Source organism: Litorivivens sp. (assembly GCF_041624475.1).
Taxonomy (GTDB): Bacteria; Pseudomonadota; Gammaproteobacteria; order Pseudomonadales; family Spongiibacteraceae; genus Litorivivens.
Map to the genome: position 1 here is coordinate 12,497 of NZ_JBFJUX010000019.1, position 24,214 is coordinate 36,710.

Annotated in this window: 22 protein-coding genes and 1 tRNA gene; 14 read left to right on the plus strand and 9 right to left on the minus strand. The window is 58.0% G+C overall.

The window, feature by feature from the left end; translation table 11 throughout:
• Nucleotides 1–60: 60 nt before the first annotated feature.
• On the minus strand, nt 61–729 hold the full coding sequence (murU, locus tag ABY734_RS15030; RefSeq protein ID WP_372780140.1) for an N-acetylmuramate alpha-1-phosphate uridylyltransferase MurU: 669 nt from the start codon (nt 727–729) through the stop codon (nt 61–63).
• The gene (locus ABY734_RS15035) at nt 726–1,676 is read right to left on the minus strand and encodes an aminoglycoside phosphotransferase family protein (protein ID WP_372780141.1); all 951 of its coding nucleotides are present in this window, start codon (nt 1,674–1,676) and stop codon (nt 726–728) included. The genes murU and ABY734_RS15035 overlap by 4 nt, the downstream gene beginning before the upstream one ends.
• Before the next feature lie 95 nt (nt 1,677–1,771).
• On the opposite strand from ABY734_RS15035, the gene ABY734_RS15040 reads away from it, so the two are divergent.
• The 8 genes from ABY734_RS15040 to ABY734_RS15075 are packed head-to-tail and all read left to right on the plus strand — an operon-like array spanning nt 1,772 to nt 10,352.
• Entirely contained in the window at nt 1,772–4,210 is a 2,439-nt protein-coding gene (locus ABY734_RS15040) for an LPS-assembly protein LptD (RefSeq protein WP_372780142.1), read from the plus strand.
• Nucleotides 4,203–5,474, plus strand: coding sequence for a peptidylprolyl isomerase (locus ABY734_RS15045; RefSeq protein WP_372780143.1), 1,272 nt, complete (start codon nt 4,203–4,205; stop codon nt 5,472–5,474). The genes ABY734_RS15040 and ABY734_RS15045 overlap by 8 nt, the downstream gene beginning before the upstream one ends.
• Nucleotides 5,475–5,480: 6 nt before the next feature.
• A complete protein-coding gene (pdxA, locus tag ABY734_RS15050) occupies nt 5,481–6,467 on the plus strand; it encodes a 4-hydroxythreonine-4-phosphate dehydrogenase PdxA (RefSeq protein WP_372780144.1) in 987 nt (328 codons plus the stop codon).
• The gene (rsmA, locus tag ABY734_RS15055) at nt 6,464–7,252 is read left to right on the plus strand and encodes a 16S rRNA (adenine(1518)-N(6)/adenine(1519)-N(6))-dimethyltransferase RsmA (RefSeq protein WP_372780145.1); all 789 of its coding nucleotides are present in this window, start codon (nt 6,464–6,466) and stop codon (nt 7,250–7,252) included. The genes pdxA and rsmA overlap by 4 nt, the downstream gene beginning before the upstream one ends.
• Before the next feature lie 33 nt (nt 7,253–7,285).
• Nucleotides 7,286–7,675: a Co2+/Mg2+ efflux protein ApaG gene (gene apaG, locus ABY734_RS15060; protein WP_372780146.1), complete on the plus strand. Its 390-nt coding sequence runs from the start codon at nt 7,286–7,288 to the stop codon at nt 7,673–7,675.
• A 9-nt stretch (nt 7,676–7,684) separates the two neighbouring features.
• Nucleotides 7,685–8,506, plus strand: a complete 822-nt coding sequence (locus ABY734_RS15065; protein WP_372780147.1) for a symmetrical bis(5'-nucleosyl)-tetraphosphatase — start codon at nt 7,685–7,687, stop codon at nt 8,504–8,506.
• Nucleotides 8,503–9,612 carry a hypothetical protein gene (locus tag ABY734_RS15070; protein WP_372780148.1) on the plus strand — a complete coding sequence of 370 codons (1,110 nt, stop codon included), beginning with the start codon at nt 8,503–8,505 and terminating at the stop codon, nt 9,610–9,612. The genes ABY734_RS15065 and ABY734_RS15070 overlap by 4 nt, the downstream gene beginning before the upstream one ends.
• The gene (locus ABY734_RS15075) at nt 9,609–10,352 is read left to right on the plus strand and encodes a pteridine reductase (RefSeq protein WP_372780149.1); all 744 of its coding nucleotides are present in this window, start codon (nt 9,609–9,611) and stop codon (nt 10,350–10,352) included. Before ABY734_RS15070 ends, ABY734_RS15075 begins: the two co-directional genes overlap by 4 nt.
• Here ABY734_RS15075 and folK read toward each other — a convergent pair.
• The 3 genes from folK to tsaD are packed head-to-tail and all read right to left on the minus strand — an operon-like array spanning nt 10,315 to nt 12,285.
• A complete protein-coding gene (gene folK / locus ABY734_RS15080) occupies nt 10,315–10,839 on the minus strand; it encodes a 2-amino-4-hydroxy-6-hydroxymethyldihydropteridine diphosphokinase (protein WP_372780150.1) in 525 nt (174 codons plus the stop codon). The genes ABY734_RS15075 and folK overlap by 38 nt on opposite strands.
• Nucleotides 10,832–11,188, minus strand: coding sequence for a dihydroneopterin aldolase (gene folB, locus ABY734_RS15085; RefSeq protein WP_372780151.1), 357 nt, complete (start codon nt 11,186–11,188; stop codon nt 10,832–10,834). Before folB ends, folK begins: the two co-directional genes overlap by 8 nt.
• Nucleotides 11,189–11,190: 2 nt before the next feature.
• The gene (gene tsaD, locus ABY734_RS15090; RefSeq protein WP_372780152.1) at nt 11,191–12,285 is read right to left on the minus strand and encodes a tRNA (adenosine(37)-N6)-threonylcarbamoyltransferase complex transferase subunit TsaD; all 1,095 of its coding nucleotides are present in this window, start codon (nt 12,283–12,285) and stop codon (nt 11,191–11,193) included.
• 149 nt (nt 12,286–12,434) lie between these two features.
• Here tsaD and rpsU point away from each other — a divergent pair, with 149 nt between their 5' ends.
• From rpsU to ABY734_RS15115, 5 genes are all read left to right on the plus strand, one after another.
• Nucleotides 12,435–12,650: a 30S ribosomal protein S21 gene (rpsU, locus tag ABY734_RS15095; RefSeq protein ID WP_372749014.1), complete on the plus strand. Its 216-nt coding sequence runs from the start codon at nt 12,435–12,437 to the stop codon at nt 12,648–12,650.
• Between the two features lie 14 nt (nt 12,651–12,664).
• On the plus strand, nt 12,665–13,117 hold the full coding sequence (locus tag ABY734_RS15100) for a GatB/YqeY domain-containing protein (RefSeq protein WP_372780153.1): 453 nt from the start codon (nt 12,665–12,667) through the stop codon (nt 13,115–13,117).
• A gap of 45 nt (nt 13,118–13,162) precedes the next feature.
• Nucleotides 13,163–14,962, plus strand: coding sequence for a DNA primase (gene dnaG / locus ABY734_RS15105; protein ID WP_372780154.1), 1,800 nt, complete (start codon nt 13,163–13,165; stop codon nt 14,960–14,962).
• Between the two features lie 222 nt (nt 14,963–15,184).
• Nucleotides 15,185–16,984: an RNA polymerase sigma factor RpoD gene (gene rpoD / locus ABY734_RS15110; protein ID WP_372780155.1), complete on the plus strand. Its 1,800-nt coding sequence runs from the start codon at nt 15,185–15,187 to the stop codon at nt 16,982–16,984.
• Between the two features lie 111 nt (nt 16,985–17,095).
• Complete coding sequence (locus ABY734_RS15115; protein WP_372780156.1) at nt 17,096–17,560, plus strand: hypothetical protein; 465 nt, start codon at nt 17,096–17,098, stop codon at nt 17,558–17,560.
• 41 nt (nt 17,561–17,601) lie between these two features.
• Here the strand turns inward: ABY734_RS15115 and ABY734_RS15120 are convergent, their stop codons facing one another.
• From ABY734_RS15120 to ABY734_RS15130, 3 genes are read right to left on the minus strand one after another with little or no spacing between them, the layout of a single operon-like run.
• Nucleotides 17,602–19,542, minus strand: coding sequence for an ATP-binding protein (locus ABY734_RS15120; RefSeq protein ID WP_372780157.1), 1,941 nt, complete (start codon nt 19,540–19,542; stop codon nt 17,602–17,604).
• Complete coding sequence (locus tag ABY734_RS15125) at nt 19,539–19,916, minus strand: response regulator (RefSeq protein ID WP_372780158.1); 378 nt, start codon at nt 19,914–19,916, stop codon at nt 19,539–19,541. Before ABY734_RS15125 ends, ABY734_RS15120 begins: the two co-directional genes overlap by 4 nt.
• 23 nt (nt 19,917–19,939) lie before the next feature.
• Nucleotides 19,940–21,817, minus strand: coding sequence for an adenylate/guanylate cyclase domain-containing protein (locus tag ABY734_RS15130; RefSeq protein ID WP_372780159.1), 1,878 nt, complete (start codon nt 21,815–21,817; stop codon nt 19,940–19,942).
• Nucleotides 21,818–21,954: 137 nt separating this feature from the next.
• Here ABY734_RS15130 and ABY734_RS15135 point away from each other — a divergent pair.
• Nucleotides 21,955–22,031, plus strand: a tRNA-Ile gene (locus ABY734_RS15135).
• 280 nt (nt 22,032–22,311) lie between these two features.
• Here the strand turns inward: ABY734_RS15135 and ABY734_RS15140 are convergent.
• On the minus strand, nt 22,312–23,016 hold the full coding sequence (locus tag ABY734_RS15140) for a hypothetical protein (protein ID WP_372780160.1): 705 nt from the start codon (nt 23,014–23,016) through the stop codon (nt 22,312–22,314).
• Between the last annotated feature and the right edge of the window lie 1,198 nt (nt 23,017–24,214).

Sequence of the window (24,214 nt, forward strand, 5' to 3'; positions counted from 1 at the left end):
CGGAAATTTGAAAGCGCGTAGTTTACCGGCTAAGCGGGCCCGGGGCTATGTGAACACGGCTCAGGCCAACACCGCCGAAACCCGGGCATCCAGCTCCGACAGGCGCTCGGGCGTGCCAACATCGACCCACTCTCCTGTGAAATGCTCACCGGTCAGCTCGCCGCGCTCAATGGCGCGCACCAGAAAGGGCTTCAGTGGCAGGCAGCCGGGCTCCGCCCCTGCAAACAGAGCCGGATTGATCACTGCGATCCCGGCGTAGGTCAGTGCATTGCCTGCAACCAAACTCAACTGCTCACCGTGCAGCGAGAAATCGCCATCGGGGTTGTGCGCGGGGTTGTCTACCATCACCAGGTGGGCACCGGAGGGTTTGCGGGTCAGCAAGTTTGCGACGGGAAAATCACACCAGACATCGCCATTGATCAGCAAAAAGGGTTGATCACCCAGCAGCGGCAAGGCATTGATCATACCGCCGGCGGTATCGAGCAGCTCAGCCTCGGGAGAATAAACCACGTTCAGGCCATAGGCGGCCCCGTCGCCAATATGCGCCTCGATCTGCTCGCCCAGCCAGTAATGATTAGTCACCACATCAACCACCCCAGCGGCGGCGAGGCGTTCAAGGTGATAGTCGATCAGGGCTTTATTGTTTACTTTCAGCAGCGGCTTGGGTCGCACCATGGTCAGTGGGCGCATCCGCTTTCCCAGGCCGGCGGCAAGGATCATGGCTTTCATAGTCGCGGCTCCAGAAGCGCCTGGTAGGGCTTCAGCTCGTTATAACGTATTAGCACGTCGCGAACATAGTCGGCAAAGCGCGGAACCAGAGAAAGATACCCCGTTTTTCCGTCCCGGTGGGCAAGTCTTGCAAAAATACCGATGATTTTCAGGTTGCGCTGCAGGCCCATAAAATCGCACCAGCGCTGCCAGGTTTCCGAGGCCACCGACGGTGCCACCTGCTGTCGGAATGCCTCCATCCAGCGCTCCAGTTGATCTCGCGGCCAGGCGATATAGCGATCCAGCAGAATGGACATCAGATCGTAGCTGATCGGCCCCCGCACCGCGTCCTGAAAATCTATCACCCCCGGCGCTCCGTCCAGCACCATGAGATTGCAGGAGTGGAAATCCCGGTGCACGAACACCTGGGGTTGAGTCAGGGCACTGTCGATCAGGAGGTCGCACAGCGCCTGCCACTCGACCCGCTCCTTATCAGACAGCGGTCGATCAGTCTGTTCCGGAATATGCCAGTCCACAAACAGGTTCAGCTCGCCCTGCAAGCGACTGCGGTCATACAGGGGCAAGCCCCCGGCGTCGACCCGAGTCAGTTTCACCAGCACCGGCAGAATTTCGGCGAACACCGCTTCACCATCGCGTAACTCAAAGGCGGCTTTGTAGAGGGTATCGCCCAGATCTTCGAGTAGTATCCAACCGCGCGCCAAATCGTGGGCCAGAATGGCGGGTGCGTGAATATCCGCCTGACGCAGGCGCTCCGCAATATCGAGGAAGGGCTGGCTGTTCTCTTTTTCGGGCGGCGCATCCATCAGGATGACGGGGGAGCGACCTTCAGGGAAGAGCCGAAAATAGCGCCGAAAACTGGCATCGCCGGCCACCGGCAGCAGTTCGCCCAACGCTGTCGCTGGCACACCAAGCTCGGCGGCACACCATTGCCGCAGACTGTCGAGCATATTTACCTGCCTTTTCCACACCTGCAGGCGCGCATCCTATCAAAGAATCCATTATCATCCACCTGCATTTAACCAGACTGATAACAACGATCCTCTTGAAGCTTCCAACACTGCGCACACTGACGCTACTGTCTTCACTGCTGATTCCGACAGCGGTGCAGGCTCAATCCGCCTGTACCGCACCGGCAGAATCGCATCGCCCGTGGTACTGGTTTACGGCGGAAGAAGTGGCCAGTTTCGGCCAATGCTCTCTGGCAACCGGTTGCGACGGTCGCTATCTGGCCCCGACGCGCTCTTGGCCCGGCGCCGACTTGCCCCTGAGCAAGGCACCGCTGCATGCCAGCGCCGACCGTTCCAGCATGCAGGGCAGCGCCGTTGCACTGAGCGGCGAGGTGGTGGTTTACAAAGGTCCGCTGGGGCTGAACGCCGGCAGCGCCGAGTTTGACCGGGACAGCCAAATCTTTGCCCTCAACGGCGGCGTCAGGATTGTCCTGCCGGACATGATGCTGCAGGGTGAAAGCGCAATATTAAGCGGTGCCGACAGCACCGGGCGCATTGAACAGGCGCGTTTTGTCGCGTTTAAGTCCGGTGTGCGCGCAAGCGCGGAGCTGATTGAACGCCCAACCCCGCAAACCCTGAACCTGCTGGGCGCCGAGTACACCCAGTGCCCGCCGGATTCTGAAGCCTGGGCCTTGCACGCTGAAGATATTCACCTGGATTTTCAAAGCGGCCGCGGCGTCGCCCGCGATACCAGCCTGAAAATAAAAGGCGTGCCCGTATTCTACAGCCCCTGGCTCGATTTTCCGGTCGATGACCGTCGCGCCACCGGCCTGCTCTGGCCCGGCTTTGCCAGTACCGACGGCGGGCTGGACATTTCGGTGCCTTATTATCTCAACCTCGCGCCAAATTATGATTTGAGTCTGACACCACGCTTTCTGGAAGCCCGCGGCGACATGCTGGAAGCCGAAGCGCGCTACCTGAACACCTGGAGCGAGTGGCAGCTGTCCACCGCCTACCTCAACAATGACCGTGAAGCCGACCGCGATCGCTGGCTGATCGGCGTCACCGAACAAGGCTCCATCGGCAAAAGCTGGAGCACCGAGGTCGACTACACCCGGGTCAGCGACGACGACTATTTTTCCGACCTGAGCGTGGCCTCGCTAAACGTTCGCCGCACCACCTACCTGGATCAGCGCGCCCGTATCGATTATCAAAGTGAGCGCTGGCGCTCCCAGCTCAATGTCCAGCAGTATCAGGCGCTGGCCAATCTGGATGACACCTACCGCAAACTGCCCCAGTGGTCGCTGGAATACCTGCCGGTGGTTCGCAACCTGCGCCCACAGCCGCTTTTTCGGGCCGACATCACCGTGTTTGACCACAACGACAACCTCGACAATGGCGGCCTGTTTATCACTGGCCAGCGCACCTACACCGAAGCCGGTGCGCGGCTGCCTTTTATCGGTCGCGCCGGTCATATTATTGCGACCGCCAAGGCCCGCCATTTGAAGTATCAGCTTGATGACGGTGTCATTAACGAGAACCCGGAAGTCACAGCCGCTCAGGGCAGTATCGATACCCAGCTGGTATTTGAGCGCAACAGCGGCGACTGGCGACAGACCCTCGAGCCCCGCCTGTTCTACCTCTACAGCGATTTCGAAGCCGGCCAGGATGACCAGCCGATTTTCGATACCAGCCTGCGCACCTTCGACTACAACCAGCTGTTTCGCGACTCACGATACACCGGCTACGACCGGGTAGACGATGCCAAACACCTGTCTTTCGGCCTGCGCAGCCGCTTTTTTGACAAGCTCACCGGTGAGGAAGTACTTGCCCTGGGCATCGGCCAGGCGTTTTATTTTGAAGACCGCAGGGTCAGCCTGCCCGATACGGTAGTCGCCGGTACTCTGACCACCGACCCCAACCTCCTCGACAGCAGCATTGCCATCCCCGGCACCACCAGCTATCGCCACCCGGGTAACGCCACCGCGGCCGCCGACGGCTCGCAGGAACAGCGCGAGGAGAAATATTCCGATGTGGCCACCACCCTGCGCTGGCGCACCGCCGATAATCACTGGCTCGAAGCCGACCTGGTGTTGGATCGTGATGACGGCCGGGTCAACCAGAGTCATCTGGGCTGGCACTATCGCGACGGCCGGCAGACCCTGTACAATTTCGGCTACAGTCAGCGCCGCCTGACCGTGGTCGACAGCGACGATCGCCAGGAGTTGCAACAACTGGATGCGTCATTCAGCATGCCCGTCGGCCGCCAATGGCAGCTCTTTGGCCGCTGGCATTACGACCTGGAAATGGACAGATCACTGGAAGCCCTGTTTGGCATAGCTTACGAGAGCTGCTGCTGGACGGTGCGTACGCTTTATCAGCGTGCCCTGGAACCCGACGACGAAACCTTGTCTAACGACCTTGAACACGACGAAGCCATTCTGCTGGAATTCCAGCTCAAAGGTCTCGGCGGACTTGGCGACAAACTAAACGGCGTCCTGGAAGAGAGTATTTTTGGTTACCGCGATGAATAAACAGTTTTTCAAGCGCATGATTGGCCTGCTGACCCTGGCCACCCTCCCGCTGTCTGCTCTTGCAGATGTGCAGATTCTGGACGAAATTGTCGCCATCGTGGATGACAACGTCATTCTGCGCAGCGAACTCGATGCCCGCATGCAGCAGGTGCGGGCCAATATCGCCCAATCAGGCCAGGACATTTCCGAAGAGCGTATTCGCCGGGAAGTCATGGACATGATGATTCTGGAGAACATCCAGATGCAGATGGCCGAGCGCGTGGGCCTGCGCATCAGCGATGAACAGCTCAGCGCTGCCATGGCGCGCATTGCCGCCCAGAACAACATGTCGCTGGAGCAGTTTCGCGAAGCCCTGAATGCCTCCGGCACCTCCTATACCGCCGCCCGCGAGCAGATTCGTCGGGAAATGGTGTTGCAGCAGGTGCAACGCGGCAACGTCAATCAGCGCATCCAGATCACCGACCAGGAAATTGCCAACTACCTGGAATCGGAAGAAGGTCGCAAGCGCACCGCGCCTGAATACCATTTTGCCCACATTCTAGTGGCGGTACCGAGCGATGCCAGCAGTGCCCAGAAAGCCCAGGCGCGTCAGCAGGCAGACAAGATTTACAGCGCCCTGCAGGGTGGCAAACAGAAAGAAATTGACGCCCTGCTGAAAGCCGACAACGTGCGCGCCACCGATCTGGGCTGGCGCAAGCAACCGGATCTTCCCAGCCTGTTTGCCGACCAAGCCAGTCTTGTGCAGGACGGTGAAGTGCTGGCGCCGCTGGAAAGTGCCAGCGGTTTCCACGTGGTTCGCCTGCTGGAAAGCCGCGGCCATAATGAAGTGATTGCCCAGACCCGCGCCCGTCACATCCTGCTCAAGCCCTCAGCGATTCGCGACGAAGAAGCCACGCGCAAACTGGCGGCAGATCTGCGCAAGCGCGCCCAGAGTGGCGAGTCCTTTCACGAACTGGCTAAGGCCTTCTCCGAAGATATCGGCTCGGCCCAGGAAGGGGGCGATCTCGGCTGGAGCAATCCGGGACAACTGGTACCGGAATTTCAGGATGCCATGGAAGCCACGCCCATCGGCAAGATCAGCGAGCCCTTTAAATCTCGCTATGGCTGGCACATTGTTAAAGTAGAAGACCGCCGCATGCAGGACGTGACCATGGATCTTCGCCGCAATATGGCCCGCAATATCCTGCACGAGCGCAAATTCGGCGAAGAGCTGGATATCTGGCTGCGCAAGATTCGCGACGAAGCCTACGTCGATATCAAGTAAGACCCTATGAACATCGCGCGACTCGCGATTACCCCCGGAGAGCCCGCCGGGATCGGGCCGGACATTTTGCTGGCGCTGGCCCAGCGCGACTGGCCCGCCGAGCTGGTGGCGGTTTGTGACCCTGAGCTGTTACAAGCTCGCGCGGCGGCGCTTGGCCTTGCAATCAACCTGACCGAAGCTGATTTCAGCGCTTCGCAGCAAGCCCATCGCGCGGGCTCGCTGAAGGTACTGCCGGTAACACTGGCTAGCCCGGTCACTGCTGGCCAACTCAATACCGACAACGCCCACTACGTGCTGAACACCCTGAAAGCCGCGACCGATGCCTGCCTGGCCGGCCACTGTCAGGCGCTGGTCACTGCGCCGGTGCAGAAATCGGTGATCAACGACGCGGGCATTGCCTTTAGCGGTCACACCGAATTCCTAGCAGAGCGCTGTGGTGTCGAAAAAGTGGTGATGATGCTGGCGACCCGTGAACTGCGAGTGGCGCTGGCGACCACCCACCTGCCACTGCGACAGGTACCTGATGCCATCACCGCCGAGAGTCTGAGGCAGGTGCTGCGCATTACTCACCAAAGCCTTCAGCAGCAGTTCGGCATTGCGCAACCCCGCATTCTAGTGTTGGGGCTCAACCCCCACGCAGGGGAAGGCGGCCATCTGGGCCGAGAAGAGCTGGATGTCATTATCCCAACTCTGGACGCCTTGCGCGCGGAAGGGCTCAAACTTAGCGAGCCATTGCCCGCCGATACCGCTTTCACCCCCAAGCATCTCGGTAAAGCGGATGCGGTGCTGGCGATGTACCACGATCAAGGCCTGCCGGTACTGAAATATCAGGGTTTTGGTCGCGCCGTGAATATCACGCTCGGGCTGCCCATCATTCGCACCAGCGTTGACCACGGTACCGCGCTGGATCTGGCCGGAACCGGCGGTGCCGATACCGGCAGTCTGGAAGAAGCCCTCAATCAGGCCATTGTTATGGCACAGGCTAGCTCATGAGCAACGAACACCGCGCCCGCAAGCGTTTTGGTCAGAACTTCCTGCACGATCCGAACATCATCGACCGCATTGGTCGGGCTATCTCTCCGCGCACCAGCGATGCGCTGGTGGAAATCGGTCCGGGCCAGGGTGCACTGACGGAGCAGCTAGTCGCCAGCGGCGCACCGCTGACACTGGTTGAGCTGGATCGCGACCTGATACCCATTCTGCAGCGCAAGTTCAGCGATCAGCCCCAGATCACCCTGTTTCAGGGGGATGCCCTGAAAACCGACTTCGCCAGACTCTACCCCGAGCAAAAGCTGCGCGTGGTCGGCAACCTCCCCTACAACATTTCTACGCCGCTGATTTTTCATCTGCTGGCCCAGCACCAGCGCATTAAAGATATGCACTTCATGCTCCAGAAAGAGGTGGTCGATCGCCTCGCGGCGAAGCCAAACACCAAGGCCTACGGCCGTCTCAGCGTGATGACCCAGTATTACTGTCAGGTGGAATCGCTGTTTGAAGTGCCCCCCGAAGCCTTCTCGCCGCGCCCCAAAGTGACCTCAGCCGTGGTAAGATTGACGCCATTCGACCCACTGCCCTGCCCGGCTCACAGCGCGGAGCACTTGCAGGTACTGGTACGCGACGCCTTTAACCAGCGCCGCAAAACCCTGCGTAACGCTTTGAAAGCTGTCGCCAATGCAGAGCAGATCGAAGCCGCCGGCATTAACCCGGGCGCCCGCCCGGAAACTCTGGCGCTGACAGACTTTGTAAACTTATCGAATCAACTTTGCCCGGCAGACTGAAGCCAGACTGCGGGGCCTGTAAAAAGAGGAACTATGACGCATACGGCTAACGAGCACGATCACGTGGATATTCAGGTGGCCACCCAATACCTGGCAGACGAGTCCGCGCCCGACCAAGACCGCTTCGCCTTTGCCTACACCATCACCATCACCAACAGCGGCCAGGAAGCCGTGCGCCTGCTGAACCGTCACTGGATCATCACCAACGGCCGCAACCGTATCTCCGAAGTGCGCGGCGAGGGCGTTGTTGGCAAGCAACCCCTGATCGAACCGGGGAAAAGCTTCAGCTACACCTCTGGAACCATTATCGAAACCGCTGTCGGCACCATGGAAGGCAGCTACGAAATGATCAGCGAATCCGGCCGCCCGTTTATCGCGCCCATAGAGACCTTTTCGCTGGTTGAACCGTCCGCCCTGCACTAGGTCGCAACGGTGACCCGCTACGCCGTCGGAGACCTGCAGGGCTGCTTGAAACCCTTGCAATGTCTGCTGCGAGAGGTTGATTTCAACCCATCGGTGGATCAGCTCTGGCTGGTGGGTGATCTGGTCAATCGCGGCCCCCACTCGCTGGAAGTACTGGACTACCTCTACCCCATGCGCCACGCCCTCACCGTGGTGCTGGGGAACCACGACCTGCACACGCTGGCACTGGCCCGCGGTGCAACCACTCAGGGCCACCACCCCAGTCTCGAACCCCTGCTGAGTTCAACCCAGCTGCCGGCCTATATGGCGTGGTTTCGGGAGCTGCCGCTCTGTGTTCGCAGTGAGGCCGGCGACTATGTGATGAGTCACGCCGGCGTTCCCTCCCAGTGGTCGACTGAAGCCGCTCTGGCCCGCAGCGCCGAGCTGGAAGCCGTGTTGCGTGACGAAAGCCGGATCGATGACTTTTTGACGACCATGTATGGCAACGAACCGGCGCGCTGGGATGATTCACTGAAAGATTTCGACCGCCTGCGCGCCATCACCAATATCTTTACCCGCATGCGTATCTGTCGCGCCGATGGCGAACTGGACCTGCGATTCAAAGGCCGGGTGGAAGATGCGCCTGAGGGCTTTGCACCGTGGTTCAGCTGGCCGCCGCAAACCCCGCGCCGGGAAACCCAACTGTTCGGCCACTGGGCGGCGCTTGAAGGGCAGCTCGATGATCCCGCCTATATCCCCCTGGATACCGGCTGCGTGTGGGGCCGGCATATGACCCTGTTCAATATGGATACGCGGGAGTTTCACCGCTGTGACTGCGAGCCTGCCCCATGACTATCGGCACCGATGCACAGTGCTTCAAAGTCGGTGGCGCCGTTCGCGATACGCTTTTAGGCCGCCCGGTATCCGAAGTGGATTGGGTGGTGGTGGGCAGCACCCCACAGGCCATGCTCGACGCAGGTTTTAGCCAGGTGGGCAAAGACTTCCCGGTCTTTCTGCACCCGGTCACCCGCGAGGAATATGCCCTGGCGCGCACCGAACGCAAGCGCGGCCGCGGTTATCACGGCTTCGACATCGACGCCCACCCGGATGTCACCCTTGAGGAAGACCTGCAGCGCCGCGATCTGACTGTCAACGCCATGGCCATGACCGAAGACGGCGAGATCATCGATCCCTACGGCGGCCGGCACGATCTCGAGGCCCGGCTGCTGCGCCACGTATCCCCGGCCTTTGCGGAAGACCCCCTGCGCGTACTGCGCACCGCGCGCTTTGCCGCCCGCTACCACTACCTCGGTTTCAGGGTGGCCGATGAAACCCTTGAACTGATGCGACAGCTAAGTCATAGCGGCGAGCTAGGCACACTGGCCAAAGAGCGCGTCTGGCAGGAGCTGCAGAAAGGGCTGAGCGAGCAGTCGCCGCAGATCATGCTGTCCACTCTGCAAGCCTGCGACGCCCTGCCCGCCCTGTTCCCGGAATGGGCGGAGCACACCGGCGAAAAGCTGCTGGCGTTGCTCGCCAAGAGCACAGAGCTCAACGTCGATTGCCGCTTTGCACTGGCCACCAGCGCATTAGCTGCTGACTCGGTTAAAAAACTCTGTACGCAACTGAATGCCCCCAAAGCGCCCTCGCATCTGGCCCAGCTTTACCGCCGCGTGTTGCCCCTGCCGCAAGCCGATACCGGTAACGCCGAAGACACACTTCAGCTGCTCGAGCAGGCCGACACGCTGCGCCGCCCGGAGCTGATCGAACAACTTTGTGCGCTGGAAAGTGTGCGCACCGGTGGCGACTACCAGCATCTCCTTAACGCCGCAGACGCCATGCGCGCCGTTACCAGCGATGCGCTTATTGCGCAGGGTTTCAGTGGCAAGGCGCTGGGCGAGGCCTTGCGCGAAGCGCGGCTGCAAGCCGTCAGTGACTCCTTAAAAGAGACAGCACCATGAACGACTCCCCCGTGGCTTTGATAACCGGTGGCGCCCAGCGCATTGGCGGGCAGATTGCCGAGACCCTGCATCAGCGAGGCTACCGGGTAATCATTCACTACCGCCGCTCTCGTGACGCCGCAGATGCCCTGGCCGCCAAACTGAACCGCGAGCGCGCCAATTCAGCCGCCACGCTGGCGGCGGATTTTGCCCAAAGCGGCGCTGCCGAGCAGCTGGCTGACAGCGCAAAAGCGGAGTTTGGCCGCATTGATGCGCTAGTCAACAACGCCTCGGATTTTCACGCCGGCCCTATCGGCTCGATCACCGAAGCGGATTTCGACACGCTTTTGGCCAGCAACCTGCGCGCGCCCTTGTTTCTGTCCCAAGCCCTGGCGCCTGAGTTGAAAGCCCGCGAGGGCTGTATCGTCAACCTGGTGGATATTTACGCCCAGCGCCCACTGGCCGAGCACACCGCCTACTGCTGCGCCAAGGCCGGCGTCGCCATGCTGACCCAGTCACTGGCCCTAGAGCTGGCGCCCGAGGTACGCGTCAACGGCGTTGCCCCCGGCGCGATACTGATGCCCAGCGAAGATTCGGCTTTCGCCCAACAGGAAAAACGAAATATTGAGCAAAAGGTAGCGCTGCGCCGTATTGGCGAGCCGCGGGATATCGCCTCCACCATCGCCTTTCTGGTGTGCGACGCGCCCTATATAACGGGGCAGATTATTGCGGTGGACGGTGGTCGGACCCTGTCTCAGTAGCGCTAAAGTCATAAGGCTCCAGGCGCTGTCGGGTTTCGGCTGACAGCTCTTGCCACAACGCCAGAAAGGTTCGCCCCTCTCCTGGATGTCGCCCCTGCGGCGCCAGATCAGACAACGGCTTCAGTACAAAGGCGTTGTAAAGCACTTCGGCCCGGGGCAGCTGCACACCGTCGATCACGCCGCAGGCATCACCATAGAGCAGAATGTCCAGATCCAGCGCCCGGGCGCTGAATTTCGGCGCATTATCCAGACGGCCGTGATCCCGTTCGATATTTCTCAGGGCAACACTCAGCTCGGCAACCGTCAACTCTGTGTGGAATGCAGCCACCAGATTCAGAAAATCGTCTCCTGCAAAACCCACCGCTTCGCTCAGGTAGACCGGCGACAGACGCAGGGAACCAAAATGCGCTTCCAGTGCAGCAAGACCGCGAGCAACATTCACGTCGCGATCGACATTGCTGCCAATACCGATAAAAACCTCAGGCATTGCGGGACCGGCTAATCTCAATACAGACCGTGTCGGTAGCGGGCACGGCTTCCGGTTTGCTCACCAGCAACCTCACTTCCGGCACCCCGAATTCTTCGAGAATCAGGCCTGCGCAGCGCTCAGCCAGCGTTTCGATAAGCTGAAACCGGCTTTCCTGAATAAAGACGGTCAAGCGCTCGGCCACCGCACTGTAATCGACGGTTTTGCTGATATCTTCGCTGGCCGCAGCCGCCCGGATATCCGTCGTCAGGTCCACATCCAGCAGCAGGGTCTGCGGGATTTTCCGTTCCCAGGGCAGAATGCCGACAATGGCGCGAATTTTCAGGCCGCGAATCAGAATTTTGTCCATATTCAGGCCACACCCTCCAGCTCGGTCATCGGCCAGCGCGGCCGCACCCGGATGCCTAGATCGTCCTGAATGCCCGCCTGCAGGCGGCAAAAACCGGCATAGGCGATCATCGCGCCGTTGTCAGTGCAGAACTCCGGGCGCGGGTAGTACACCCGGCCGCGCAGCTTTTGCATTTCGGCCGCCAGAGCCTCACGCAACTGGGTATTGGCACTCACGCCGCCAGCGATGACCAGACGCGTCAGCCCTTCCTGCTGCAGCGCCCGGCGACACTTGATAACCAGCGTGCTGACCACCGCATCCTGAAAGGCGACGGCAATGTCGGCCTTGTCCTGATCGCTCAGCTCACCGGCTTCGCGGCAGGCTGCCACGGTATTGAGGGTATAGGTTTTCAAGCCGCTGAAGCTGAAGTCCAGCCCCGGCCGATTGACCATCGGCCTCGGAAAATCAAAGCGATCGCGCCGCCCCTGGGCTGCCAGTGCCGCCAGCTTTGGTCCGCCGGGGTAACCCAGCTCCAGCATTTTGGCGGCCTTGTCAAAGGCCTCGCCGGCGGCGTCGTCGAGGGACTCGCCCAGCATTTTGTACTGCCCCACCCCGTCTACCCGCACCAGCTGGGTGTGGCCACCGGACACCAGCAGGGCGATAAAGGGGAATTCAGGGCGATCGGTCTCAAGCATCGGAGCCAACAAATGCCCTTCCATATGATGCACACCCAGAGCAGGAACCCCCCAGCCATAGGCCAGCGCGCGACCAAAACAGGCTCCGACCATCAAAGCGCCCACCAGACCCGGCCCCTGGGTATAGGCCACGGCGTCGATGTTTTTGGGTAAACTGCCCGCCGCCGCCAACACCTCTTTCACCAGTGGTGAGAGTTTGCGGATGTGGTCGCGTGAGGCCAGCTCCGGCACTACGCCACCAAAGGATTCATGCAGTGCGATCTGCGAGTAGAGCCGGTGCGCAAGCAAGCCCCGGTCGGCGTCATACACTGCCACCCCGGTCTCGTCACAGGAGGTTTCGATACCCAGGACTCGCCCCACTACCTGCCTTGCTGCCACACTGGTCTCCGCTTTGTCGGCCTTGCGGCCATGGAATGCGCGCATCTTACTGGCTCAAGGCCCTGAGAACCAGCCAACACCCAGTTTTTGCTTTGCTTTTTGGGTTCTGTGCGTTTAGAATTCGTCGCCCTTGGAAGCTCGCCTTGTTGCAGGCGGGCACTGAACACGTATTGATCCAGAAACAGGTACCGTGAATGCCTTTTGTTAAAGTCAAAGAAAACGAGCCATTTGATATCGCACTGCGCCGCTTCAAGCGCTCTTGCGAAAAAGCTGGCGTCCTGGCAGAAGTCCGTCGTCGTGAGTTTTACGAGAAGCCGACCTCTGTTCGCAAGCGCAAAGCTGCGGCTGCTGTTAAGCGTCACGCCAAGAAGGTGTCACGCGAAATGAAGAAACAGCAGCGTCTGTACTAAGCTACTCCCCCGCGATGGCAGACTCCACGCTAAAAGCTGAGCTGACGGAGGCCATGAAGGCCGCCATGAAAGCCAGGGAAAAGGAACGTCTGGCTGCCATCCGCCTGATTCTCGCCGAGTTTAAGCGTATTGAGGTTGATGAGCGCATCGAAGTAGATGACGCTCGCGGCCTTGCTGTGCTTGATAAAATGGTGAAGCAGCGTCGCGACTCCATTAAGCAGTTTACCGACGCGGGTCGTCTCGAGCTGGCCGCCAAAGAGCAGGCCGAGATCGAGGTGATCCAGACCTTTCTGCCACAACCCCTGAGCGAAGCAGAGATCGATGCACTGATCGATGCCGCCATCGCCGACAGCGGCGCCGATTCCATCAAGGCCATGGGCCAGGTGATGGCAATCGTCAAACCCCAGATTCAGGGCCGGGCCGATGTTGGCCAGGTCAGCCAGCGAGTTAAAGCCCGACTGCAGTAATCGTGCTATTCTCTGCAGCCTTGTTATCACTCGTCTGCATGCACCATGAAGGGCCTGATCCCACAACATTTCATTGACGAACTGCTGTCGCGCGTCGACATTGTCGAGGTCGTTGATCGCCGGGTCCCCCTGAAAAAAACAGGGCAAAACTACACCGCCCGCTGCCCCTTCCACGAAGAGAAAACCCCCTCCTTCAGCGTCAACCCGGACAAACAGTTCTATTACTGCTTTGGCTGTGGCGCCGGCGGCAACGCCATCGGTTTCCTGATGGAGTACGAGCGCCTGGATTTCCCGCTGGCCATCGAAAGTCTCGCCACTGTCGCCGGCCTGGAAGTTCCGCGCGAACGGATCGAAAATCCTGAGAAAGTCAGCCGTCGCAAGGACCTACACAGCCTGATGGAGCAGGCCGCCCAGTATTACCAGCGCCAGCTCAAACAGCACGACAACAGCATTCGGGCGCGGGAATACCTGATTAATCGCGGCCTGTCCGGCGAAATCGCCAAGGCCTTTCAGATCGGCTTTGCCCCGCCGGGCTGGGACAACCTGCTCAAGGCGCTGGGCGACGATGAAGAATCCCGCCAGCTACTGATTGACGCTGGCATGCTGGTCAGCGGCGACAACAAACTCTACGACCGCTTTCGCGACCGGATCATGTTCCCGATCCTGGACAACCGCGGTCAAACTGTTGCCTTTGGCGGTCGCGTTCTCGGCGATGACAAACCGAAATACCTGAACTCCCCGGAAACCGACATTTTCCACAAGGGGCGCGAACTCTATGGCCTCTACCAGGCCCGCAAAGCGGTGCGCAACCTGGAGCGACTGATCATCGTCGAAGGCTACATGGATGTCGTCGCTCTGGCCCAACACGGCATTCCCTACGCCGTTGCCACGCTGGGCACCGCCACCAGTGAAGACCACCTGCGCAAGGTTTTTCGCTACTGCCCGGAAGTGGTGTTCTGTTTTGACGGTGACGAGGCCGGCCGCAAAGCCGCCCGCCGCGCCATGGAAACCGTACTGCCACTGATGGAAGACGGGCGCCAGGCGCGCTTTCTCTTTATGCCTGAGGGCGAAGACCCTGACACCCAGGTGCGGGCCATCGGCACTGCCCGCTTTGAACAGATGATCCTGAAAGCCACCCCGCTGGAGGAGCATTTTTTCAACACCCTCAGCAGCGGGCTGAACAGCGATTCCCTTGAAGGCAAGGCCCGGCTCAGCAAGCTGGCAGCCCCGCTGATCCAGCTGTTGCCGCGCGGCGTCTATCGCGCGCTGATGATGGACGCACTGTCCCAGCGCACTGGTTTGAGCGCCGGAGCGCTGCAGAACGTGCTGGAGCAGACCTCCCCGGCACCGAAACCCGAGGCCGGCCCAGCCCCCGCTCCGCCACCCCCGAAACAAAAAGTCAGCGCACCGCCACTGCCCAGCTCAAAGCGCGACCCGGTGCTTTACATGATTAGCCTGGTATTGCTGCACCCGGGCAGTGCCTCGGTGCTGTTTGACGAAGCGCTGCCAGTCACCGACAACCCCTATCTGGGCACCCTGAACAGCCTGCTGGAACTGCTGCGCAAACGCCCGGAATCCAGTACCGCCATGCTCCTCGGCCACTGGCAGGGACAACCCGAAGGTGAGGTTCTCACCCTGGCCCTGAGCCTGGACAAACCCCGCTACGACGCGGAAAAAGCCCAGGCCGCGCTCCTCGAAAGCCTGCAGCACCTGCGCAGGCAAATCACCCAGCGCAGCTTTCAGGGCACAGTCGACAAATTTCGCAATGCCAACTACGCTGACCTAAGCGAGGAAGACAAGGAAAACCTGCGCGCCCTGATGCGACAGAAAGCACAGGGGGATTGAACTTCCAGTCGCCAGCCCCATAGAGAAAGTCAGTATTCGCACTAGTGGGCCGCCGCGCCTATCAGGTATAATGCGCGGCTATTTGCCGTGTGCGCGCCGCCAAAAGCCAGCAAGCAGCCGCAGTTTCGATAATGCCCGAACATGGACACGAAATTGCATGACGCGACAGTGCGTAAGTAGCCAGTAGCAGCGCAAGTACGAAATAACGGGCACCGAGGACTAATGAGCAACTCTCAACGACAATCCAGACTCAAGCACCTGATTGCCAAAGGCAAAGAACAGGGCTACATCACCTATGCCGAAGTGAATGACCACCTGCCGGAGGACATTTCGGATCCTGATCAGGTTGAAGAAATCATTCAGATGATCAATGACATGGGTATTCAGGTGTTCGAGAACGCTCCGGACGCCGATACCCTGTTAATGGCCGGCAGTGACTCCCCGGACGACATCGCTGCAGCCGAGGCTGCAGCGGCACTGGCTGCAGTTGAATCCGAAGCCGGGCGAACCACCGACCCGGTGCGCATGTATATGCGCGAAATGGGCACCGTCGAGCTGCTCACCCGCGAAGGCGAAATTGTTATCGCCAAGCGTATTGAAGAAGGCATTCGCGAAGTCATGTCCGCCCTCGCCTACTTCCCCGGCGCGGTCGACAGCGTACTGACAGAATACGACCGGGTCGCTCTGGAAGAGCGTCGTCTGGCGGACATTATCAGCGGTTATCTCGACCCGGCCGATGAAGTCCCCACCCCCGCAGAAGTCGCAGCCGCCAATGCGGCCGCGGCAGCCAACACTGACGATGACGACGACAGCAGCGACAATGGCCCCGACCCCGAAGAAGCCGCGCGCCGCTTCGGTGAAATCCGCAAAAACCTGAATGCGGTCAACAAGTCTATCGACAAGCACGGCCGCTACAGCAAGCAGACCGCCAAAGAACTCGCCAAGCTGGCCGAGTCCTTTAAGTACCTGAAGCTGACGCCGCAGATTTTTGAGCCGCTGACCGCGTCAGTGCGCACAACGCTGAATGACATTCGCGTACTTGAGCGCGAAGTGATGCGCCTGTGTGTGGTTGAAGGCAAGATGGATCGCAAGGTCTTTATCCGCGACTTTCAGGGCAACGAAACCAATATTGAGTGGCTGAGCTCGCACCTGAAAGCCAACCCCGATCTCACCAGAATCAGCGATGACATCATCAAGCTGCAGAAAAAGATTTCTCTGGTTGAGGCTGGCTACGACCTGACCATTTCCGATATCAAGGAAATCAATCGGCGCATGTCCATTGGCGAAGCGCGCGCCCGTCGCGCCAAGAAGGAAATGGTAGAAGCCAACCTGCGTCTGGTTATCTCCATCGCCAAGAAATACACCAACCGTGGCCTGCAGTTCCTGGATTTGATCCAGGAAGGCAACATCGGCCTGATGAAAGCGGTCGACAAATTCGAGTATCGCCGCGGTTACAAGTTTTCAACCTACGCAACCTGGTGGATCCGTCAGGCCATTACCCGCTCTATTGCGGACCAGGCCCGCACCATCCGTATTCCGGTGCACATGATTGAAACCATCAACAAGCTGAACCGCATCTCTCGCCAGATGCTGCAGGAAATGGGTCGCGAACCCACGCCTGAAGAACTGGGCGAGCGCATGGACATGCCGGAAGACAAGGTGCGCAAGGTATTGAAAATCGCCAAAGAGCCAATCTCCATGGAGACGCCGATCGGCGACGACGAAGATTCGCATCTGGGCGATTTTATCGAGGACAACACCATTTCCTCACCGATCGACTCAGCCACCGGCGAAGGCCTTCGCGAATCTACCCGCGACGTATTGGCCGGCCTGACGGCACGCGAAGCTAAAGTGCTGCGTATGCGCTTCGGCATCGACATGAACACCGACCACACCCTTGAGGAAGTCGGCAAACAGTTCGATGTCACTCGCGAGCGCATCCGCCAGATTGAAGCAAAAGCGCTGCGCAAGCTGCGCCACCCCACCCGCTCCGATCACTTGCGCAGCTTTCTCGACGAATAGCACCGCATAGCGGATAATAAAAGGCCCGACAACGGGCCTTTTTTTTGCCTGCTATCCGGCCGCCAGAGCCGAATGATTCGGCAGCTATTTGAAAAAATAAGGGACAGACCGATGAAAGGTATCGCCTCACTGCTCACCGTGTCGATTTTACTCACGGGTTGCGACGCACTGCTGCCGCAGCGACCGCCGGAGCCAACGCCGCAGATGCAGATGGCGCACCAGTATTACCTGACCGGCAATCCCACAGAGGCATTGGCGGTACTGGAGCAGCAGTATGAAGCCGACATAACTCCCCCTCAGGAAAAACAAAACGCGCTTGCACTGGCCATTCTGATTCATTTGGAAAACGGTCATCGCGACAGCCTGCAGGCTGCAGAAAAGTTGCTGCCACAACTGGAGGACGGCGACAATGCTAAGCCTATGCTACTGAAGCGCGCTCTGGAAGTCGGCTTAAACATCACCCAACAGGCTTCCAGCGAAGCCAGCGCCTGCGAGCGTGAGCTGACCAGGGTTAAGAGCGAGAATAGGGTTCTGGAGCAGACAGTCACCAAACTTCGCGCCCTTTCGCTGGAATAGACGCAGAGAATACAATAGGGGGGCCGAAGGCAACGGTGATCTCAATCTGCTGCTGCCACCTCTTCCGCAACAACACCCAGCACTTTATTTACGGTATGGACCAACGCCTCACGATCTACCGGTTTAACCAGATACGCAGTCACCTTCATCAGATCAGCCATTTCCCGCTCATGCACCACGGACTGAATGATCACCGGCGTATCGGCCGTCTCGGGGCGATTGCGCAGCGCCTCAAGAAACTGCCAGCCATCCATTTCCGGCATGATTACGTCGAGCAAAATCAGATCCGGCTCAATTTTGCTAATCAGCTCCAGAGCCCTGCTGCCAGATTCTGCACACGCAACCCTGTAACCCGTCTGTTTCAGATTCCGGTAGCACAACTCTCGGGCGCTCTCATTATCATCCACCAGTAGGATCTGAATCGACTCTGGGCTACGCCCCCCATTGTGCGCCGCCCCATCTGTGCTGCGATCGAGGGTAATCCGCGGCAGGCGAAGGGTAAAGCAGGAGCCTTTCCCCACTTCGCTGCTTACCAGAATGCCGCCGCCCAGCAGCTCGGCGAACTTTTTGGATATGGTGAGGCCAAGCCCGGTGCCGCCATATTCCTTGGTTGTCGAGAGGTCCGCCTGGATAAAGGCTTCAAACACCTGCGCCATCTGCTCTTCCGTCATGCCAATACCAGTGTCTCGAACCGACACCTCGATATAATCCCTGCCGTCGTGATTGGCATCGCGCACCGTCAGCGTAATATCACCGTTGCGGGTAAATTTGGCCGCATTGCTTAACAGGTTCAACGCAACCTGTCGGAACCGGGTAACGTCAGTAACGGTCTGCAAGTCTTTCAACTCATTTTGATACAACAGTTTGTTGCCGTTTTTGTCGATCATCGGCTGAACAGTCACAATAACCTCGTACAGCAACTGTGCCAGGTCCGTGACTTCACGGTACACGGTCATTTTCCCGCTTTCGATTTTGGAGATATCCAGTACATCATTGATCAGGGCCAAAAGATGCTGGCCCGCCGCCAACACCTTCTCCACATCAGGTACAAAATCACCCACAGGCATGGCGGGATCGTCACCGGCCTCCTCAATCAGCATTTCGCTGTAGCCGATGATTGCATTCATTGGCGTGCGTAATTCGTGACTCATATTCGCCAGGAAACTACTTTTAGCCTGATTCGCCGCATCTGCGCGCGCGCTGGCTGCCTTTACTTCATTCATCGCCACTCGCAGGTTCCGGGCCATATGGTTGAAGCTTTCGGCCAAATGTCCTAATTCACCTTCCAGCGGCGGTACCTGATAAGCAAGGTTGCCTCCGCCCCACTGCTCGGTGCCGCGATGCAGGGCGCGAATCGAACGCGAGGTAAAGGTGACGATGTGCCAAGCCAATAAGACGGTGGCCAGCAGAGTCGCCAGAAACACCAGCGTCGTGATTCGGTTGGTGGTATCCACCGCTGTGTTCAAATCCATATTGATGCGGGAGGCTCGCTCCACCAACGACAGCTCCAGAGTCACCAGAGACTGCATCGCGGACCGATAAACGGACGTCGTGTCTTCCAGGCTCGCCACGGGCGGCTCACCGGCGGTAAGACCTTCCAGGTAGGCTACCCAGGACGTGACCAGCGTTTTGGCCTGGTCAATCGTGTGGGTTTTGCCGAAAGCCTCCTGCACCCGCTGCTCCAACATATCGATGCGGGACAACAGGGCATTGAGCGAATTGATCTGCTCGGAAACCTCTGTATCAGTGACCGGACGTGAGTTGCCCGCATCAACCAGCGTCTGGATAACGCGGATTTTCCTGTGCATGGCATCTAACTTCTGCTCCAGCTCACGCACACTGACCTGATCCCGCATCACAATCTGCAGCTCTTTGAACAGATCCGAGCGAATCGAACTGCCCCAGGTGTGTGCGATGATATTGACCAAACCGAGCACCAACAGCAGCGCAAAGGACAGCGCTAAACGGTGTTTAAGGCTCACTGCCCACTCTCCTTTTCCAAGAGAGCCGCAATCTTGACTAGCAGTCGCTGGAGGTCAACCGGCTTGGTGTCGTAGTCGTCGCAACCGGCCGACATGGCCTTCTGGCGGTCACCGTCCATAGCGTGCGCAGTAAGAGCGATAACGGGAATGGAGCGCGTGGACTCATCAGCCTTCAGCTCAGCGGCGGCCGTCCAGCCATCTACCAGTGGCAGGCTCATATCCAGCAGGATCAGGTCCGGGGGGTGACCCTTGGCCGTATGCAGCGCCTGCGCGCCGTCTTCGGCAGTAAGCACTTTAAAGCCGCGCTTCTCCAATCGCCGGCGCAGCATGTCGCGATTCATTTCATTGTCTTCAACCAAGAGGATAGTCGACAAACTGTTACCTCCGACGCGTCAATTCAGGATTTCCGGGACAGGCGCTGCTCAAGCAGATTTCGCAGCCGACCGACGCTCGACGTTAGCGTGACGTGGTAGCGACTGGCTTCATCCAGGCCCATAACCCGGGCGTAGGCCAGCGAATCCTCGCCTTCATCCGGCAGCATTAACTGCACCTCTTCAAGGGCTGACAGGCCCAAATCCAGATCCAAAAGCAATTCGCGCCCATTCAGCGCGATAACGTGGCCGACACCGGCGCTCTGCGACAGACGCTCTCCCTGCATAAGCCGGACTGACAGCGCCACCGGCTCGGCCAGAAACTCCATCGGCACATCGCGTTCCGGCAGGATAATGTCGAAAGGCACGCCAATACCCGTCAGATCATAAATCTGCAGCGGCTCGGTGGAGCCCTTCACATTCACTTCCAGCGTTTTGCGCCAGTGCGGCCTGGCCTGCATTTTGGCCAGGGTATCGGCCGAAGCCAGCACCTGCCCCCCCACCGTGCAGGATTCAATGCGTGAAGCGATATTCACGTGGTGCCCCACCACACCATACTTGGTGCGTAATTCGGAGCCCACATTGCCAACCACCACCGGCCCAGTATTAATGCCGATACCAATGTCGATAGCAGGCAGACCGCTCGCTACGTTGTATTCATTGACATGCGGCATCGCCTGCTGCATCGCCAGGGCACAGGCTACCGCGTGATCACTGTGCAGTGCATCGGACAGGGGAGCACCAAAAATCGCGAGAATGCCGTCCCCGATAAACTCGTCCACCGTTCCCTGATAAGACATGATGATGTCGGTCATCACCGCAAAATAGTTGTTCAGCAGGCGCACGCAGTCTTCCGGGCTAAGCTGCTGACTGATCACCGAAAAACTGCGGATATCGGCAAGAAGGATAGTCACTTCCCGGCGCTCACCGCCGAGAGTCAATCCGTCGCCGTCGTAGAGCAGCCGCTGCATAACGTCATTCGACAGATAACGGCCGAAGACCTTGCGAATGAAATCGTAGCTGGCTTCAAGATTGGACAGGTAGGCCGACTCCTTGTCCTCCCAGACCTTGCGCTCCAGCAAAGCTGTCACCCGCGCACGCAGCAGGGTCGCGTTGACGGGTTTGACGATATAATCCGAAGCGCCTGCCTCTAGGCAGCGCAGGGCACTCTGCTCGTCCTTGACCCCGCTGATGATAATGATCGCCAAGTGGCGCCAGTTTTTGTCCCGCTTGATGCGCTTCAACAGATCGTAGCCGTTGATATCTGGAAGCATCAGGTCCAACAACACCAGATCGATGGACTTTGCCGCCAACGCTGACAGCGCCTCGTGGCCGGTACGCGCCTCGGCCACTTCAATCCCCAAGCGATTGAGCTGCAGACCGACCAGTTCACGGTTACTGTCATTGTCGTCTACCAGCAGCACCTTGCGCCCCAGGGTCGCCTCGGTGCGGCTGCGGGCGGTGGTACTCAAGGTACTGATCAGCTCGTCCACCGAGCTGGCCTGCTCCTCATCACTGACAAGGGCCGACAGCTCATCGAGACTGCTCAGGAAACGACCGGTGGCTTTCTGAATGGCACGCAGTTCTGCCAGCGACTTAGCCTGGTGGGCAACTTCGTCTTCAAGGATTTCTGCGTAGCCGCTGACCAGTCCCACAGTATTGCGAATGTCATGACGCAGGGGGGCAAAACTCTCGCCTTTCTCTAGCAGCTCCACCATGTCGGATACAAAGACATTCAGGTCTCGCCCCGCCTCGAGGATGCGCTCGGCATCCTCCTTGTGTTCGCGCTGCTGTTTGTCCGTAAATAGACGGATCAATTCTGATGCATGGCGAATAATCAGCTCGGCGGAGCTCCGCAGCGCACTACACAAATCCTGCTGATTTTTTGTTATTGGATCCGCCACCGCCGCCCCGTTCATGCAATGTCATCGGCCAAGAACAGGAGTATAACCAGTAATACCACGGGGTGACGAGACTTAAATTTCAAGGCCTTATGGACGATTGATGCCGGGGTATATACAATGCCCAGCTCTCCAGTACAGGGCCCGTAGCTCAGTTGGTTAGAGCATCCGACTCATAATCGGCAGGTCGACAGTTCAAGTCTGTCCGGGCCCACCACCTTTACCCCCCTTACAGCTTTCCTGTCGATTAACCCATAAGATGGCCGCTTTGGCCAACTTATGGTGAAAATCTGCAACGGCCATTTTTGGTAATAAGCGGACAGTCAAAATGACTATCTAGCTGCCATCTACGATAAAAAGCGGTCAGCCAAGCAAGGTTCAAATTTCTCTGAAGCGGACATTAACGCCCACGTTCAGGCGCGTTTGAGGCGATGCGTGCCTTTGCGGGAGCAAAGGTGCGCAGCGGGTCAAACGTCGCCTGCAACGTGTTGTTAGGTTTACCGGGCACGAACATTGACCATCTTCCCTTTCTGGGACGGGTGCCATTGGTATGGCAACGCACCACCATCATACAAATGGTGATGCCAAACAACCTGGATGCAGAACTCCGAGAGGCTGTAATACCAGGTGGCAAAAAGTGGTGTGCCGTTTGTGCCGGCCGTTAATGCATGAATCTCTGATACCCCAGAATAGGGCAGCCCGCGCTCATGAATGCTGCTCGCCGTGAATATTAGAAAAAGCTGAGGATGTGGCCTCTGAGCGTCGATGGACTCTCGGAACGGTTGCAGGTCGATGGCGAGTTTCTCATGTTGGATTCGGCACCCGAACAATTTCACAAAAAACAGGTGCATCAAGATTGCATTATGACGAGTGCTCCCAGGAAAAGCCTTGTGCAGCTTCACGCGCCGAGTAGTTCGTATAGCCTTCCATTCTTTCAGGGTGTAAGCCAGAAACCGCTCCCAAGCACGATCGAATGGTTGGGTGACAGTGTCGTTGCACCTTCTACAAATAACATTCTTAGTCTTTAGTCGGTTTGTCTTGGCGCTGGCGACTGGGATGTTTCGGGTGCGATGGTTGTGGAAATATATGGGTTCACTCGGCGAGACTTTGCCATAGACGGCTCGCACATCAGATGCCTTAAGAAGGTGCTCTTTAGAGTTCGCTTCATTGAGCTGGCAAATCCAACAAAGTTCGACCGACATTGCGGGGAAACCTAACAGCGAATTATAGAGACTTGGGCTTCATAACACTTTGGCCTTATAACATCCGAACTCATGAAGCCCCCTTTTGTTATTTTCATTTTATTTCAGCAAGTTAGATCTGCACCAGTGTATACGTATTCCGACAAAACGCGCCTGAGTCGTGTTTATCGGCTACTTATACTGGCACACTAACACATATTCGAATTCTGCAAAATCAATGACTTACGGCGGTTGCTGGGGTGTTATAAAGACTCAGGCTACTGATCTTGGGCAAGAATTACGAAATAAAGTGTCGGTTGGCGGTTTTTTATACCAACGTTTAAGGCCCTCAGAGTGACCGGTATGAGCTAAGAGCACCTTCTGCATCACCGCAACTGACTGTCCGCTTTGTATATTCTCCGGCCATTATATGAGCGTGGTGCGGCCAGCTTCTGAGTTAAACGCCGTTACAAATAGCCCGAAGTGCGACCTGGCATCCCCGCATTTGACCAGCTTATGGGTGAAATGACTGGCCATGTTATGGGTGAATCGACACAAAGATAAAACCAGATTCAAAACGGGACTATGACATCTTATCCCTGCCAATTAGCGACAAGTTATCCCTTCATTCACATTTCCCAATATTGTTATAGGACTCTATCCACTGCAGAATCTGCGGGGCAGAGCGTCATCCGTCAATTAGTTATTTTACCGATAAATCCAAGTAGTTAACCTAAACTTGGACCCGCCAGCCTCCGAAATTACCCGAATTCATCGGAACCACCATGCGCGCGGGGTTGAACCTCGCAACGAAATTAGTAAGCGTTTTGATGGTAGGGCATTGAGTGGCGGGAAGAATCGAAAACTGTTACCGACTGCGATAATAATGCCAAGTCTGTCACTCCAAAATACTCCCGCGACTTGGTCGCAGTGGAGTGGTACACGTGGTTCAAATTTTGATGCAATTCAACACAGTATCCACATCCTGAATATTGCTTCGCACGCCGATACAAATCGCGCCATACAACGCGGCGGGCTCATGAATAAATGCAGCCTTATCCCGAGTGACCAAACTACCAATGTGAGACTTTTGATTCACCCGATTTAAAGTGGCTCCAAAAGCTGGGGCCTCCACCGAATAAGCACCACTTCAACAAATTAAAAAAAAAGAGCCCGCGTGAAATCCAGTTCGCTACACGCTCCGTAAGGCGAACCTGAA

Bases quoted from the DNA above. Each gene is read 5' to 3' on its own strand.
- murU (WP_372780140.1), bottom strand. From the start codon at position 729: ATGAAAGCCATGATCCTTGCCGCCGGCCTGGGAAAGCGGATGCGCCCA.
- ABY734_RS15035 (WP_372780141.1), bottom strand. From the start codon at position 1,676: ATGCTCGACAGTCTGCGGCAATGGTGTGCCGCCGAGCTTGGTGTGCCA.
- ABY734_RS15045 (WP_372780143.1), top strand. From the start codon at position 4,203: ATGAATAAACAGTTTTTCAAGCGCATGATTGGCCTGCTGACCCTGGCC.
- pdxA (WP_372780144.1), top strand. From the start codon at position 5,481: ATGAACATCGCGCGACTCGCGATTACCCCCGGAGAGCCCGCCGGGATC.
- rsmA (WP_372780145.1), top strand. From the start codon at position 6,464: ATGAGCAACGAACACCGCGCCCGCAAGCGTTTTGGTCAGAACTTCCTG.
- apaG (WP_372780146.1), top strand. From the start codon at position 7,286: ATGACGCATACGGCTAACGAGCACGATCACGTGGATATTCAGGTGGCC.
- ABY734_RS15070 (WP_372780148.1), top strand. From the start codon at position 8,503: ATGACTATCGGCACCGATGCACAGTGCTTCAAAGTCGGTGGCGCCGTT.
- ABY734_RS15075 (WP_372780149.1), top strand. From the start codon at position 9,609: ATGAACGACTCCCCCGTGGCTTTGATAACCGGTGGCGCCCAGCGCATT.
- folK (WP_372780150.1), bottom strand. From the start codon at position 10,839: ATGCCTGAGGTTTTTATCGGTATTGGCAGCAATGTCGATCGCGACGTG.
- folB (WP_372780151.1), bottom strand. From the start codon at position 11,188: ATGGACAAAATTCTGATTCGCGGCCTGAAAATTCGCGCCATTGTCGGC.
- tsaD (WP_372780152.1), bottom strand. From the start codon at position 12,285: ATGCGCGCATTCCATGGCCGCAAGGCCGACAAAGCGGAGACCAGTGTG.
- rpsU (WP_372749014.1), top strand. From the start codon at position 12,435: ATGCCTTTTGTTAAAGTCAAAGAAAACGAGCCATTTGATATCGCACTG.
- ABY734_RS15100 (WP_372780153.1), top strand. From the start codon at position 12,665: ATGGCAGACTCCACGCTAAAAGCTGAGCTGACGGAGGCCATGAAGGCC.
- dnaG (WP_372780154.1), top strand. From the start codon at position 13,163: ATGAAGGGCCTGATCCCACAACATTTCATTGACGAACTGCTGTCGCGC.
- rpoD (WP_372780155.1), top strand. From the start codon at position 15,185: ATGAGCAACTCTCAACGACAATCCAGACTCAAGCACCTGATTGCCAAA.
- ABY734_RS15115 (WP_372780156.1), top strand. From the start codon at position 17,096: ATGAAAGGTATCGCCTCACTGCTCACCGTGTCGATTTTACTCACGGGT.
- ABY734_RS15140 (WP_372780160.1), bottom strand. From the start codon at position 23,016: ATGTCGGTCGAACTTTGTTGGATTTGCCAGCTCAATGAAGCGAACTCT.